The sequence below is a fragment of the Pseudomonas sp. CGJS7 genome (assembly GCF_036961695.1).
The window spans coordinates 62,003-75,200 of record NZ_JBAMDI010000030.1; the positions used below are offsets into that span (position 1 = coordinate 62,003).

13 protein-coding genes are annotated in these 13,198 nt (G+C 69.3%); 5 read left to right on the forward strand and 8 right to left on the reverse strand.

The window, feature by feature from the left end; translation table 11 throughout:
- Nucleotides 1-117 precede the first annotated feature (117 nt).
- The 5 genes from nadD to leuS all read right to left on the reverse strand — a co-directional run bounded on the left by nadD (nt 118) and on the right by leuS (nt 6,082).
- The gene (gene nadD / locus V7787_RS19300) at nt 118-774 is read right to left on the reverse strand and encodes a nicotinate-nucleotide adenylyltransferase (RefSeq protein WP_336089127.1); all 657 of its coding nucleotides are present in this window, start codon (nt 772-774) and stop codon (nt 118-120) included.
- 22 nt (nt 775-796) lie between these two features.
- Complete coding sequence (gene holA, locus V7787_RS19305; RefSeq protein ID WP_336089128.1) at nt 797-1,843, reverse strand: DNA polymerase III subunit delta; 1,047 nt, start codon at nt 1,841-1,843, stop codon at nt 797-799.
- Nucleotides 1,844-1,885: 42 nt separating this feature from the next.
- The gene (locus V7787_RS19310; protein ID WP_336089129.1) at nt 1,886-2,407 is read right to left on the reverse strand and encodes an LPS-assembly lipoprotein LptE; all 522 of its coding nucleotides are present in this window, start codon (nt 2,405-2,407) and stop codon (nt 1,886-1,888) included.
- A 72-nt stretch (nt 2,408-2,479) separates the two neighbouring features.
- On the reverse strand, nt 2,480-3,151 hold the full coding sequence (locus V7787_RS19315) for a glutathione S-transferase family protein (protein ID WP_336089130.1): 672 nt from the start codon (nt 3,149-3,151) through the stop codon (nt 2,480-2,482).
- Between the two features lie 153 nt (nt 3,152-3,304).
- Nucleotides 3,305-6,082 (reverse strand): leucine--tRNA ligase, encoded by a 2,778-nt coding sequence (gene leuS / locus V7787_RS19320; RefSeq protein WP_336089131.1) that lies wholly within the window; start codon nt 6,080-6,082, stop codon nt 3,305-3,307.
- A 191-nt stretch (nt 6,083-6,273) separates the two neighbouring features.
- Here leuS and V7787_RS19325 point away from each other — a divergent pair, with 191 nt between their 5' ends.
- Nucleotides 6,274-8,049 (forward strand): sensor domain-containing diguanylate cyclase, encoded by a 1,776-nt coding sequence (locus tag V7787_RS19325; RefSeq protein WP_336089132.1) that lies wholly within the window; start codon nt 6,274-6,276, stop codon nt 8,047-8,049.
- Nucleotides 8,050-8,130: 81 nt separating this feature from the next.
- Here V7787_RS19325 and V7787_RS19330 read toward each other — a convergent pair whose 3' ends face one another.
- Together V7787_RS19330 and V7787_RS19335 are read right to left on the reverse strand one after the other, a co-directional pair.
- Nucleotides 8,131-8,334 carry a hypothetical protein gene (locus tag V7787_RS19330; RefSeq protein ID WP_336089133.1) on the reverse strand — a complete coding sequence of 68 codons (204 nt, stop codon included), beginning with the start codon at nt 8,332-8,334 and terminating at the stop codon, nt 8,131-8,133.
- Nucleotides 8,335-8,595: 261 nt separating this feature from the next.
- On the reverse strand, nt 8,596-8,865 hold the full coding sequence (locus V7787_RS19335) for a hypothetical protein (RefSeq protein WP_336089134.1): 270 nt from the start codon (nt 8,863-8,865) through the stop codon (nt 8,596-8,598).
- Nucleotides 8,866-9,205: 340 nt separating this feature from the next.
- On the opposite strand from V7787_RS19335, the gene V7787_RS19340 reads away from it, so the two are divergent.
- The 3 genes from V7787_RS19340 (at nt 9,206) to V7787_RS19350 (ending at nt 11,393) form a co-directional block, all read left to right on the forward strand.
- Nucleotides 9,206-10,522, forward strand: coding sequence for a metal-dependent hydrolase family protein (locus tag V7787_RS19340; protein ID WP_336089135.1), 1,317 nt, complete (start codon nt 9,206-9,208; stop codon nt 10,520-10,522).
- Nucleotides 10,523-10,824: 302 nt separating this feature from the next.
- Nucleotides 10,825-11,034 carry a hypothetical protein gene (locus tag V7787_RS19345; protein WP_336089136.1) on the forward strand — a complete coding sequence of 70 codons (210 nt, stop codon included), beginning with the start codon at nt 10,825-10,827 and terminating at the stop codon, nt 11,032-11,034.
- 149 nt (nt 11,035-11,183) lie between these two features.
- The gene (locus V7787_RS19350; RefSeq protein ID WP_336089137.1) at nt 11,184-11,393 is read left to right on the forward strand and encodes a hypothetical protein; all 210 of its coding nucleotides are present in this window, start codon (nt 11,184-11,186) and stop codon (nt 11,391-11,393) included.
- Between the two features lies 1 nt (nt 11,394).
- On the opposite strand, the gene V7787_RS19355 is transcribed toward V7787_RS19350, so the two are convergent.
- Nucleotides 11,395-12,096, reverse strand: coding sequence for a DUF998 domain-containing protein (locus V7787_RS19355; protein WP_336089138.1), 702 nt, complete (start codon nt 12,094-12,096; stop codon nt 11,395-11,397).
- 107 nt (nt 12,097-12,203) lie between these two features.
- On the opposite strand from V7787_RS19355, the gene trxA reads away from it, so the two are divergent.
- On the forward strand, nt 12,204-13,070 hold the full coding sequence (gene trxA, locus V7787_RS19360) for a thioredoxin (protein WP_336089139.1): 867 nt from the start codon (nt 12,204-12,206) through the stop codon (nt 13,068-13,070).
- Nucleotides 13,071-13,198 lie beyond the last annotated feature (128 nt).

Sequence of the window (13,198 nt, forward strand, 5' to 3'; positions counted from 1 at the left end):
GAGAAGGCGGCTCGTTATTGCGGGAGATGTGCCGCGATTATACCCAAGGGCTCCGCCGCGGAGCGTGGACAGCGCGGAGCAGACCCTGCCCGGCGCTGAACCAGACATCTGCCGGCCTCACACCACCGCCCCGCGCTGGGCCGGGACGCCGTACAGCCCGTGGCGTTCGATATAGGCCGCCACCGGCGCCGGCACGAACGGCTGCCAGGCCTGCCCGGCGGCGATCAGTTGACGGACCTGGCTGGCCGATTCGGCGTGCAACGGCTGCTTGAGCCGGTAAACGCCGCCGGCCGGGGTGTCGCGCAAGACCCCGACCTCGGCCGTCTCCCGGCCCGGTGCGATTGCCTCGATCCGCCCGCTGTCGAGCGGGCTGCCGGGGCGTTCGGCCACCACGAAATGGGCCAGTCCGAACAAAACCTGCCATTCGCGCCACTTCGGCAGGTCCAGAAAGCTGTCGGCGCCGACCAGCAGCGCCAAGGGCTGATCCGGGCCGACCTCGGCGCGGACTTCGCGCAGGGTTTCCACGGTGTAGGAGCGGCCCTCGCGGCGCAGCTCGCGCCGGTCGACGATCAGATCCGGCTCGCCGGCCACGGCCAGGTCGAGCATGCGCGCACGGTGTTCGGCGCTGGCGCCCGGCGGCGCGCGGTGCGGCGGATCGGCAGCCGGCATCAGCCGCACCCGCGCGGCCAGGGCGTCGCGGGCGGCGCGGGCGATGGCCAGGTGGCCGTCGTGGATCGGATCGAAAGTGCCGCCGTAGAAGACCAGCAAACTCATGCGCGCCTCCCGCGGCCGCGATTCAACCGGCCGACACCGCGAGCAGGCGCAAGGCGCGCGGCTCGGCCACCGCCAGCAGCAGACGCTCCAGCGCGACCCAGGCGTCGCCGGCCTCGCGGCCCTTGGCCATGCGGTCGACCCGGCCGGCCTGGACCAGCAGGATTTCCCAGCGGCGCGCGTCGTGGCGCTGCAGGGCGCGGCGGTACATGGGCTGCTTGGAATCCCAGATCCGCTGCGCCTTGAATTCGGCGCTGATGTTGCCGCCGCGCGCGTTGACCCGCGCCAGCGCGGCGGTGCGCTGCAGTTCCATCACCACCATGCCCAGCAGCGCCGGCACCGCTTCGCCTTCGGCGCGCAAGCCGGCGAGCATGCGCGAGACTTGCGCGCCCTGCCCGTTCATTGCCGCGTCCAGGACCCGGAACACGTCGAAGCGCGCGGCGTCGGCGACCAGTTCCTGCATCCGCTCCAGACTCAGGGTCTGCCCGTCCGACAACAGCGCGAGCTTGTCGACTTCCTGCGCGGCGGCGAGCAGATTGCCTTCGACCCGGTCGGCCAGGCTCTGCACCGCGTCGCGCTCGGCGCGCAGGCCGCGCGCGCGCAGGCGGCGTTCGATCCATTCGGGCAGTTCGTGCGGCTTGACCGCCCAGGCCACCGACAGGTGACCGACCTTGGCGACCGCCTCGCTCCACTTGCCGCCGTGTTGTTTGCTCCACTCGCCGGCGGTGATCAGCAGATTGACGTCGTGCGGCGGATCGGCGCAGAAATCGCTGATGACTTCGGCGCCTTCCTTGCCCGGCTTGCCGCTGGGCAGGCGCAGTTCCAGCAGGCGCCGGCTGGCGAACAGGCTGGGCGCGCGGAACGAGGCCGACAGCGCGTTCCAGTCGGGTTCGCGCTGATTGCCTTCGGCTTCGAAGATTTCGCGCTCGCCGATGCCTTGCTTGCGCGCGGCCGCGCGCACCGCGTCGGCGGCTTCGAGCACGCGCAGCGGTTCCGGGCCGGCGATCAAATAGACCGGACGCAGGGTTTCCTGGTCGAGTTGGGCGAGCAGCCGCTCGGGCGTGAGTTCCATGGCGAACGCCTCAGCGCCGGTTAGCGAATGCGGGAGTGCGGCTCAACGCCGCTCGCTGACCGCGCCGACCCGGCGCAGCACCGCGGCGCTCATCTCGCGGCGCATTTCGCGCATCAGGATTTCGCGCTCGCCTTCGGTGCCGATGGCGTTGGTCGGGTTGGATACGTAGTCGCGCGACAGCTCGATGCTCTGACGCGGCACCAGGGCGCTGCCGTCGGCCTTGCGCAGTTCGAAGGAGACCGCGTAACGCAGGCTGTATTCCTGCACGCGGCCGAGTTCGTCGAGCGCGGCCGGGGTGTCGCCCCAACGCTCGGACAACAGGTCGAGCACCGCGACTTCGCGCGAACCGCTCTGCGCCGGCACCGCGCCCGCGCGGGTCAGGGCCTGGGCCAGCGATTCGGCCAGCGGGCTGTAGCGATCGGCCGAAACCACCCGCACCGGACCGAGATCGGGCGGCAGGACCAGGGCCTGGCGCAATTGGAATCCGCAGGCCGACAAGGCCAGCACGAGGGCCGCGAGCGAGGTGCGCGCGGTCGCGCGGATGAAGGGGGAGCGAGGCGTCATGGGCGAAGTCTGGACGAGGCGGCTGCGGGCATCAATAGGAAGACTGAACCGCGCGGGGTCGGCGCGGACCGATCAATAGCGCAGTTCGTGTCCGGCGAACATCGCCTGCGCGCTGCGCGCGCCCGGCAGGGCCAGCACGCGGTCGTACCAGTCCTTCAGCGCCGGCCAGCGCTGCGCCCACTCGCCCATCGCCAAGCCCGCGGCCTCGGCCCAGGGCTCGACGGTGAAGCACAGGTAGCCCATGCAGGCGACGTCGGCGATGGTCGGCGCGTCGCCGGCGAGCCACGGGGTGAGGCTGAGCTGCGCTTGCAGGCGATCCAGGTCGGCGAGGCTGCGGCGGTCGTACCAGGCCAGCAGCGCGGGGTCGTAGTTGCCGAACTGGCGGCCGTAGCGCGAATGGGCGAGGTTGAGGCTGACCCGGTTGGCTTCCCACGACAGCCATTCGCGTACGTGCAGGCGCTGTTGCAGGTCGGCGCCGTCCAGGCGGCGCGGGCCGCCGGCGGCGTCCTGGCGGGTGGCGAGGTAGTCGAGGATCACGTTCGACTGGCACAGGGTCAGGCCGTCGATCAGCAGCACCGGGACTTCGCCGTGCACGGCAACGTCGCGGAAGGCTTGCGAACGCTGGTCGCGCGGGATGCGGATGTTGACGTGGCGTTGTTCGAACTCGATGCCGAGCAGGTTCAGGGCCAGGGCGGCTTTGTAGCTGAAGCCGGAGTCGGGGTGGCAGTAGAGGATCGGGGTCATGGGGGTGTGCGGGTAGTTGAGAGCAAGAGCAAATCCCCCCTGCCCCCCTTTTTCAAAGGGGGGAATGCTTCGGGTGGCAATCGCTCATCGCCCTGCTTGTCTTCCCCCTTTGAAAAAGGGGGATTGAGGGGGATTCGCTCTTGGCCGCGATGCTTAAGAAGCGACGATGTTGACGATCTTGCCCGGCACCACGATCACCTTGCGCACGGTCAGACCTTCCATGTACTTGACCACGTTCGGCTCGGCCAGCGCCAAACGCTCGGCCTCGTCCTTGGCGACATTCACCGCCACCTCGATCGTCCCGCGCAGCTTGCCGTTGACCTGCACCGCCAGAACCACCGTATCGCGGCTCAACGCCGACGTATCGGCCTGCGGGAAGCTCAGGTCTTCCAGCAAGGTCTCGCCATGCCCCAACACCTGCCACAGCGCGTGGCTGGTGTGCGGGGTGATCGGATTGAGCAGCAACACCATCGCCTCCAGCGCTTCCTGGCGCAGCGCGCGGCCGTTGCCGCTGGCGTCGTCGAATTTGTAGACGTGGTTGAGCAACTCCATCACCGCGGCGATCGCGGTGTTGAAGCTGTGGCGGCGGCCGTAGTCGCCGCCGACCTTCTGGATCGCTTCGTGCAGCTGACGGCGCAGGGTCTTCTGCCCGGCGTCGAGCGCGCTGGCATCCAGCGCGGGCGCGGCGCCGCCTTCGGCATGCTTATGTACCGCCACCCACAACCGGCGCAGGAACCGGGCCATGCCTTCCACGCCGGCCTCGTTCCATTCCAGCGACTGGTCCGGCGGCGCGGCGAACATCGAGAACAGGCGCACGGTGTCGGCGCCGAACTTGTCGACCATCAGCCTGGGGTCGACGCCGTTGTTCTTCGACTTCGACATTTTCTCGGTGCCGCCGATTTCCACCGGCAGCCCGTCGGCCTTGAGCGTCGCGCCGACGATGCGGCCGCGCTCGTCGCGGACCACCTCGACGTCGGCCGGGTTGATCCAGTCTTCCGAACCCCGCTCACCGCGGTAATAGGTCTCGGCGATCACCATGCCCTGGGTCATCAGGTTGGTCGCCGGCTCATCGCTGTCGACCAGGCCCTGATCGCGCATGAGCTTGTGATAGAAGCGGAAGTACATCAGGTGCAGGATCGCGTGCTCGATGCCGCCGATGTACTGATCCACCGGGGTCCAGTACTTGGCCCGCTCATCGACCTGCTGGGCCGCGCCCGGCGAGGTGTAGCGCGCGTAGTACCAGCTCGACTCCATGAAGGTATCGAAGGTGTCGGTTTCGCGCTCGGCCGCGCCACCGCAGTTCGGGCAGGTGGTCTTGCGCCAGTTCGGATCGGACTTGATCGGCGAGGCGACGCCGCTGAATTCGACGTCTTCCGGCAGCACCACCGGCAGTTGCTCCTCCGGCACCGGCACGTCGCCGCACTTCGGGCACAGGATCACCGGGATCGGGCAGCCCCAGTAGCGCTGACGGCTCACGCCCCAATCGCGCAGACGGTAGTTGACCCGGCGATTGCCGCGGCCTTCGGCTTCGAAGCGCGCGGCCAGGGCGTCCAGCGATTGCTGGAAATCCATGCCGTCGTAATCGCCGGAATTGATCAGCCAGCCGCGCTCGGTCCACGGGCCGCGCTCGTCGATGCCGGCCTGGAATTGCTCCACCACCTGCACCGCCGCGCCGGTGTCGTAGACATCCAGCGCCGGCGCGCCGCCCAGGGCGCTGCTCATCGGGTCGGCATGCGCGGAGACGTCGCGGCCGATCTCGGCCAGCGCGTCGCGCACCGCGTCGGGCACGATCACGGTCTTGATCGGCAAGTGGTAGCGCTTGGCGAATTCCCAGTCGCGCTGGTCGTGGCCGGGCACGGCCATGACCGCGCCGGTGCCGTAGTTCATCAGCACGAAATTGGCGACGTACACAGGCACTTGCTCGCCGGTGACCGGGTGGATCGCGCGCAGGCCGGTATCGCGGCCGCGCTTTTCCTGGGTTTCCAGTTCGGCTTCCGACACCCCGCCCTGACGCAGTTCGGCGATGAACGCCGCCAGATCCGCGTCGCTCTGCGCGGCGTGCAACGCCAGCGGATGCTCGGCGGCGACCGATACGTAGGTCACGCCCATCAAGGTGTCGGGACGGGTGGTGAACACCACCAGATTATTCAGCGCGGGCGCCACCGCCTCGCCGTTTTCCTCGACCACGTCGAAACGGATTTCCAGGCCTTCGCTGCGGCCGATCCAGTTGCGCTGCATGGTCTTGACCGCGTCGGGCCAGCCGGGCAGCGAATCCAGGCCGTCGAGCAGTTCCTGGGCGTAATCGGTGATCTTGAGGAACCACTGCGGGATTTCGCGCTTTTCCACCAGCGCGCCGGTGCGCCAGCCGCGGCCGTCGATGACTTGCTCGTTGGCCAGCACGGTCTGATCGACCGGATCCCAGTTCACCACCGAATTCTTGCGGTAGGCCAGGCCCTGCTTCATCAGCCGCACGAACATGCGCTGCTCGTGCACGTAGTAATCCGGCGTGCAGGTGGCGAACTCGCGCGACCAGTCGATGGCATAGCCCATGGTCTTGAGCTGCGCCTTCATGTGGGCGATGTTGGCGTAGGTCCACTTGGCCGGCGCGGTGTTGTTCTTGATCGCGGCGTTTTCCGCCGGCAGGCCGAACGCGTCCCAGCCCATCGGCTGCAGCACGTTGTGGCCGGTCATGCGCTTGTAGCGCGAGATCACGTCGCCGATGGTGTAGTTGCGCACGTGGCCCATGTGCAAGGCGCCGGAGGGGTACGGCAGCATCGACAGGCAGTAGTACTTGGGCTTGTCCGAGTGTTCGTCGACCTCGAACGCGCGCGTGTCGTCCCAGAAGCGCTGGGCGGCGGCTTCGACCTGGCCGGGTTGGAAGGCGTGGGGGTCGTGATTGGGGTCGTTCGGGGCGGGGGCTGCGTCGGACACGGGCGGGCGATGGCGATGGGACAGGACCGGCAAGCCTACCGCAGCGCACAAAAGCCCGCCATGCGCGGGCGCCGGCGGCCGCGGCCGGATTTGCCGATCGCGCTCACGATCCGCCGCCGCGGCCTCAGCGAATCCGTCGCGAACCCGATACCGTATGGACCATATCCCGACCCGCCGCCGCAGAATCCGCCTTGGCCCAGCCCCCCGCCACCGCGACTTCGCCCGAACCCTCGACCGCGCCCGCGCCGGCCCGATCGTTCGCCCAGCGCTTCCGCGCCTACCGGCTGCCGGTGTTCCTGCTGGCGGCGGCGCTGCTGGCCGCGGTCGGCGTGGCCACGGTGGTGGGCTTGCGCAGCTTCGCCAGCAGTTCGGAATGGGTCGAGCACTCCTATCAGGTCATCGCCCAGATCGAGTCGACCCTGGCCACCACCCGCACGGTGGAATCCAGTTCGCGCGGCTATCGCCTGACCAACCGGCCGGCGCTGCACGCCGAGTATCTGGCCAGCATCCCCGAGGCGGTGACCAGCGCCAACGAGTTGATCGCGCTGACCCGCGACAACCCCGGCCAGCACCGCCTGGCGATGGACATCGCCCAACGCATGCGCGCGCGCCTGGCCGAGGTCGACCGGCTGATGGAGCTGCACGCCCGCGACCCGGCCCAAGCCCGGCTCAGCGCCCAGACCAGCAACGGCTCCGAACAGATGCGCGCGCTGACCGAGGTCGCTCACCAGATGCGCGAGCGCGAACGCGATCTGCTGGCGGCGCGGCAAATCCGCACCGACCGCAATGCCGAGCTGCTGACCGCGCTGGTGGTGCTGGCGATCCTGATGGCGATGGCGTTGCTGGCCCTGCTGATGCTCAGCCTGTGGCAGGAAAACCGCCGCAACCGCCGGCTGGAACGCGAGAGCCGCCAGGCTCTGCTGGATCTGGAAGCGTCTTCGGCCGAACGCGACCGGCTGACCGAACGCCACCGCGGCCTGAGCCGTTACGCCGGCCTGCTGCAAAGCTGCCAGACCCTGCAGGAAGCGATGGACATGACCGCCCACGTCATCGCCGACCTGCTGCCCGACCTCGGCGGCCGCTGCTACGTGCTGCGCGCCTCGCAGAATCTGGCCGAGACCGCGGCGCGGTTCGGCCATGAGGCGGTCGCCAGCGCCGACCTGCTCCACCCCAACGATTGCTGGGCGCTGCGCCGCGGCCAATCGCACCGCGCCCAGGCCCACCACGGCGGCGTGCGCTGCGCCCACCTGGAACCGGCCGCCGCTCAGGCCGGCGATACGCGCTGGAGTCTGTGCGTGCCGCTGATGGCGCAGAACACCTCGCTCGGCCTGCTCCATTTCAGCGGCCAAGGCAGGCCGCAGGATTCGGAGCTGATGCTGATCGAAGCGGTGGCCGAACAACTCGGCCTGACCATCGTCAACCTGCAATTGCGCGAAACCCTGCGGGTGCAGTCGCTGCGCGATCCGCTCACCGGCCTGTACAACCGGCGCTACCTGGAAGAGAACCTGCAGCGCGAACTGCTGCGCTGCCAGCGCCGCAAGCTGCCGCTGTCGGTGCTGATGATCGATGTCGACCACTTCAAGCGCTTCAACGATCAGCACGGCCACGCCGCCGGCGACGCCCTGCTCGCCCGGATCGGCCAGTTGCTGCAGGAACTGGTCCGCAACGAAGACATCGCCTGCCGTTACGGCGGCGAAGAGTTCACCGTGGTGCTGCCCGAAGCCGACACCGCCACCGCGCTGGCGCGCGCCGAGCAGATCCGCGCGGCGATCGGCGCGGCCACGATCCTGCACTTGCGCCAGAGCTTCGGCCCGGCGACTTGCTCGATCGGCCTGGCCACCTCGCAGGACGAGCGCGAAACCCCGCAGCAGTTGCTGCAAGTGGCCGATGCGGCGCTGTACCGGGCCAAGGCCGCGGGCCGGGATCGGGTGATCGACGGCAACATCCCGGCGGTGGCCGAGGACTAAGCCGCCGCGCCCGGACAACGCGAACCGGACCGCGCGCGGCGATCCGGTTCGCCCGGCGCCCGCGGGCGCCGGGTCGCTCGATCAGACGCAGATGCGCCCGACCGGCTTGCCTTGCTTGTCGTAGACCACCGTTTCGGTCTTGCCGATCGGGCAAGGCTGCGGCAACGGCTTGAAGATGCCGGAACTGGGCGACACCCCCGCCGACACGGAGGGGCCGGCGGCGTTCGCGGAGAACGACAGCACACACACGGCCGCGATCACGGCCGAAACGCTCAACTTGCTCATAAAAAATCGACTCGCAGATGCGAACCGGATAGACGTGGCGATGGCTTGGAACCCCCGGTCCGTAATAGCTCCCTGCCGGCGCCCACCTTGCGCAAAGCCGCACGCGCTGGCAACCGGCAGCGGCGCCAAGTTGGCTATTTTTTGGCCAAACCGGTTAAGGAATCGGAACGCCGGGGCGCGTCCGGCGACCATACGCCTGCGTGTTCGCCGGCCGCGGCGGTGCAACGGATGCGGCGTCGCCAGGGCGCCGCATCCGCGGGTTCACGGGTTGCCGCCGCGACAGGTCCAGTCGATGCCTTGCCCCGTCCGGCAACTGGACGGCAGGTACTCGGGCGCCGTTACGGAAGCGTCGGAGCAGGTCCAAACGATATTGCCGTCCAGGCCTTCGACCGCTACGGCGTTTTCGCCAGTGCGGCAGATCAGCGGCAGGTGCTTGTTGGCGCGGTCGGTCGGCGGGTTGCCTTCTTCGGCGAAAACGCCGGTGCTGCACAGCGCCAACGAAACGGCGATCAACGCGTTGATGATTTTCATCGGTCTCTCTCTTGGTCTCTGGGATTGCGGCCCCGGCCGCAACGATCGCGCCAGCCGCCCCGCATGACTCGTACGTCGCGGCGGATTCGGCTCAGGGGCGGCCCGATGCAAGGATGGGTCGCCGTCACGGCCGTCGCCGACGGCAGCACCCAACACCCGCGCCTAGTTCGTTAGTCACGTTGACCATGTACCGCGCCCGACCGCATGCTCGAAAAGCTTCGGCTGCCGCGCCGGGGATCGTACGCGCGGCTCCCCCGGTCGATGCGACCTGCGATCCGTCGCCCGCGCAACGCGGCGGATCTTTCCGCGCGTTCGCGCCCGCACTGCAGCCGGAATTCTCATGACCCGCTTAGCCACCGCCGTATCGATCGTCCTCGCCGCCGCTACCGGCGCGCTCGCCGCGCCCGCCCTGGCCGCGCCCGCCGCCGCCGAACCGCTGGCCCTGCAATGCGGACGCCTGTTCGATGCGCGCAGCGGCAAAGTCCTGTCCGCGCGCACCGTGGTCGTGCGCGAGGGCAAGATCGAGAGCGTGCTCGAAGGCCAGGCGCAAGCGCCCGGCGCGCGCGTGGTGGATCTGTCGCAACACACCTGCTCGCCCGGCTGGACCGATCTGCACGTGCACCTGGGCTCGCAGTCGAGCCCGCAAAGCTACTCGGAAGGCTTCCGCCTGGATGAGGTCGACTTCGCCTTCCGCGCGGTCGGTTACGCCAAGAAAACCCTGCAGGCCGGTTTCACCAGCGTGCGCGATCTGGGCGGCGAAGTGAGCCCGCACCTGCGCGACGCGGTCAACGCCGGGCTGGTCGAGGGGCCGCGGATCTGGGCGGCGGGCAAATCCATCGCCACCACCGGCGGCCACGCCGATCCCACCAACGGCTACAACGACGCGCTCTCGCACCTGATCGGCCCGCCCGGCCCGACCGAAGGCGTGATCAATTCCATCGACGACGCCCGCCAGGCCGTGCGCCAGCGCTACAAGGAAGGCAGCGACGTGATCAAGATCACCGCCACCGGCGGCGTGCTCTCCTACGCCAAGTCGGGCGACGCGCCGCAGTTCACCGTGGAGGAAGTCAAAGCCATCGTCGATACCGCGCACGACTACGGTTATCGGGTCGCCGCGCACGCGCACGGCACCGAAGGCATGAAGCGCGCGGTGCTCGGCGGGGTCACCTCGATCGAGCACGGCACTTACATGAGCGATGAAGTGATCTCGCTGATGAAGCAGAAAGGCACCTGGTACGTCCCGACCATCTACGCCGGCCGCTTCGTCGCCGACAAGGCCAAGATCGACGGCTACTTCCCCGACGTGGTCCGCCCCAAGGCCGCGCGGATCGGCGCGCAGATCCAGAACACCGCGGCCAAGGCCTACAAGAACGGAGTCAAGATCGCCTTCGGCACCGACATGGGCGTGGGCCCGCACGGCGACAACGCGCGCGAGTTCCTGTACATGGTCGAAGCCGGCATCCCGGCGGCCACCGCGCTGCAAGCGGCCACCATCCGCGCCGCCGAAGTGCTGGGCGTGGACGATCAGGGCGTGATCGAAACCGGCAAGCGCGCCGACATCGTCGCGGTCAAGGGCAATCCGGTGGACGACATCAACGTGGTGATGAACGTGGATTTCGTGATGAAGGACGGACAGGTCTACAAGCAGACGCTGTAACCGCGCTCGCCGCAGCGACTACCCGACGCCCCGGCCGCTCGCGCGACCGGGGCGTGGCTTTTTGCGCGCGCCCAGATCGGCCATGCCGGTCGCCTCCAGCGCCGTCGCACTCCTCAGTTTCGCCATACCCTCACGCGGCCGTCACCGCGGGGTTGCCGCGGCGTGAGCCCGATCACGGCGACCGCGTGGCCGCCATGACATAAATCCGGCATGACATAAGTCACGTCGCCGCCCCCGAGCTGAGCGCCGCTCAAGCACACGATCCCGGGGCGCGCGCATCCACCACAGAAAAGGAGTTCGCCATGAAATCCCCCTCGTTGCTCGGCGCATTGGCCGTCGCCTGTTTCGGTTTCGCCGCCGCCTTCACCGCCGCGCCGCTGCAGGCCGGGCCGCCCTGCCAGTTCTGCCTGGACCGGCTCGACGCCTGCCTCGATCGGGCCACCACCCCGTCGCAGGAAAGCGCGTGCATCAGCAGCTTCCATCAGTGCAGGGCCGGCGCGGTCTGCCCTTGATATCCGCTTCGCCGCTGCCGCAACAGGGCTTTGCGCGGAATTCGTTCCGCGCTGGGCGCCGGTCACGACTGGCCTTGTTGCGGCATCGGCATCTATTCGCGAGCGCGGCCTCGGCCGCGCCGCCGCTCGAACACTCAAGGAGGACCTCGATGCGCAACGCATGGATCCGCACCGCCGCCCTGGCCGCCGCCGTCGCCGGATTCGGCTTCGCCGCCACCTTGCAGGCCGCGCCGCCGGCTTGCGATTGCCAGGCGCAGCGCGAGCAATGCCTGATCGACAATCAGAACAACTGGCCGGGGCCGCAACTGGATTGCGAAACGATGTTCCGCCTGTGCCAGCGCCGAACCTGCGCCAGCTGAATCAGCGCGCCGCGCCGGCCGCCGCGCGCGGCCACGCGGCGGCGATGTAAGCCGCCAACCACGCCAGCAGCGCCAACCGCTGCGCCGGCGCCGACGGCGCCAGGCGCAGATCGGCGGCGACGATCGCGCAGGTCACCACCGCCGCGGCGATCCAGGCGGCCACGCCGAACCCCCGCCACAGCGGCGAACGCAACGCCGCCCAGCCCAGCAACACCGCGCCGGGCGCGAACGCCAGCCACCACAGCATCCACGCCAGCGCATGCAAGCGGCTGGCTTGCGCGTCCAGATCCTGCGGATCGAGCACCGCCACGCCTTGCGCGGCCCACGCCAGCGCCGACCACAGCCACAGCCAGGCGCCGATCCGCGCCAGCGCGCCGTGCCCGCGCAAGGTTTCGCCCAATCGCCACGCCACCCAGGCCAGGACCAGGCCCGGACCGATATAAGCCAGCGCATTGAACGCCAGCGCGTGCTCGATGCCGCGTGCGCCCAGCAATCCGGGCGGGTGCCGCCAATGCGAATAGCCGTCCAGCGCCGCGCCAAATCCCAGCAGCGCGGCCACGCAGCACACGGCCGCGGCCAGCGCCAGCGCGCGTGCGAGCCCGCCGCGCGCGGGCGCGGAAGCCGCGGGCGAACGGTCCGCATCCGCCGCGCGATGGTCGGGCGGGCGCTGCCTGGAGGAACGATGGTTCGATGAGCGATTCATCGCGACATGCTAGCGTGCGCTGCCGCGGCGCGCGGGCCGGCGCTTGCCTGAGGCCCGCATCGCCCCCACTTCGGGTTCCGACCCCGCACAGCCCCACGAGCCTGCCGATGACCGCTACCGCCAAACCCCACGTCTTCGACGCCACCACCGAGCGCTTCCAGGAAGAGGTACTGCAGAAATCGCTGAAGGTGCCGGTCTTGGTCGATTTCTGGGCCGATTGGTGCCAGCCGTGCAAGACCCTGGGCCCGATCCTGGAAAAGCTCGCCGGCGAGTTCAACGGCGCGTTCGAACTGGCCAAGGTCGATGTCGAGGCCGAGCAGCAGATCGCCGCCGCGTTCCAGATCCGCTCGATCCCGACCGTGTTCCTGGTCAAGGACGGGCAACTGGTCGACGGCTTCGCCGAAGCGCTGCCGGAAAGCGCGGTGCGCGAGTTCCTCAAGCACCACGCGATCGAACCGGCCGCCGCGCCGGAACCCGAGGCCGCCGCCGAAGCGCCGGCGCTGGACCCGCATGCCGAAGTCGTGCGCCTGCGCCACGAGGTGGCCGAACAACCCGACAAGCCCGAACTCAAGCTCGATCTGGCCCTGGCCCTGCTCGCCACCGGCGCGGCGCGCGAATCCGAACAACTGCTCGACGCGTTGCCGGCCAATCTGGCCACCGACGACCGCAGCCTGCGCGCGCGCGCCAAGCTCGGCTTCATCGCCGCCACCGCCGACGCGCCGCCGGCGCAGACCCTGGAAGCGGCCGTCGCCGCGCAGCCGGGCGATCTGCAGGCGCGCTATCTGCTCGGCGCGCGTTTGCTGGTCGCCGGCCAGGAACAAGCCGGGCTGGATCAATTCATCGAAATGCTGCGCGCCGACCGCGCGTTCCAGGACGGTTTGCCGCGCAAGGCGCTGATCGACGCGTTCCGGGTGATCGCCGACGAAGATCTGGTCGGCAAGTACCGGCGCAAGATGGCGTCGCTGTTGTTCTGATCGCGTTGGCGTGTCGAGGCTTCGACACGCCAGTGCGATGCGCGCGCTGCCGCGGGCGTGAGCGCAACTGCGATTTCCCCGTCGCCGCGGGGAAATCCGCGACAGCGGCGACACGCCGTTGTCGCCGC

Excerpts from the sequence above, each read along its gene's own strand:
- nadD (WP_336089127.1), bottom strand. The coding sequence starts at position 774 with ATGAGTTTGCTGGTCTTCTACGGCGGCACTTTCGATCCGATCCACGAC.
- holA (WP_336089128.1), bottom strand. The coding sequence starts at position 1,843 with ATGGAACTCACGCCCGAGCGGCTGCTCGCCCAACTCGACCAGGAAACC.
- V7787_RS19310 (WP_336089129.1), bottom strand. The coding sequence starts at position 2,407 with ATGACGCCTCGCTCCCCCTTCATCCGCGCGACCGCGCGCACCTCGCTC.
- V7787_RS19315 (WP_336089130.1), bottom strand. The coding sequence starts at position 3,151 with ATGACCCCGATCCTCTACTGCCACCCCGACTCCGGCTTCAGCTACAAA.
- V7787_RS19330 (WP_336089133.1), bottom strand. The coding sequence starts at position 8,334 with ATGAGCAAGTTGAGCGTTTCGGCCGTGATCGCGGCCGTGTGTGTGCTG.
- V7787_RS19335 (WP_336089134.1), bottom strand. The coding sequence starts at position 8,865 with ATGAAAATCATCAACGCGTTGATCGCCGTTTCGTTGGCGCTGTGCAGC.
- V7787_RS19340 (WP_336089135.1), top strand. The coding sequence starts at position 9,206 with ATGACCCGCTTAGCCACCGCCGTATCGATCGTCCTCGCCGCCGCTACC.
- V7787_RS19345 (WP_336089136.1), top strand. The coding sequence starts at position 10,825 with ATGAAATCCCCCTCGTTGCTCGGCGCATTGGCCGTCGCCTGTTTCGGT.
- V7787_RS19350 (WP_336089137.1), top strand. The coding sequence starts at position 11,184 with ATGCGCAACGCATGGATCCGCACCGCCGCCCTGGCCGCCGCCGTCGCC.
- V7787_RS19355 (WP_336089138.1), bottom strand. The coding sequence starts at position 12,096 with ATGAATCGCTCATCGAACCATCGTTCCTCCAGGCAGCGCCCGCCCGAC.
- trxA (WP_336089139.1), top strand. The coding sequence starts at position 12,204 with ATGACCGCTACCGCCAAACCCCACGTCTTCGACGCCACCACCGAGCGC.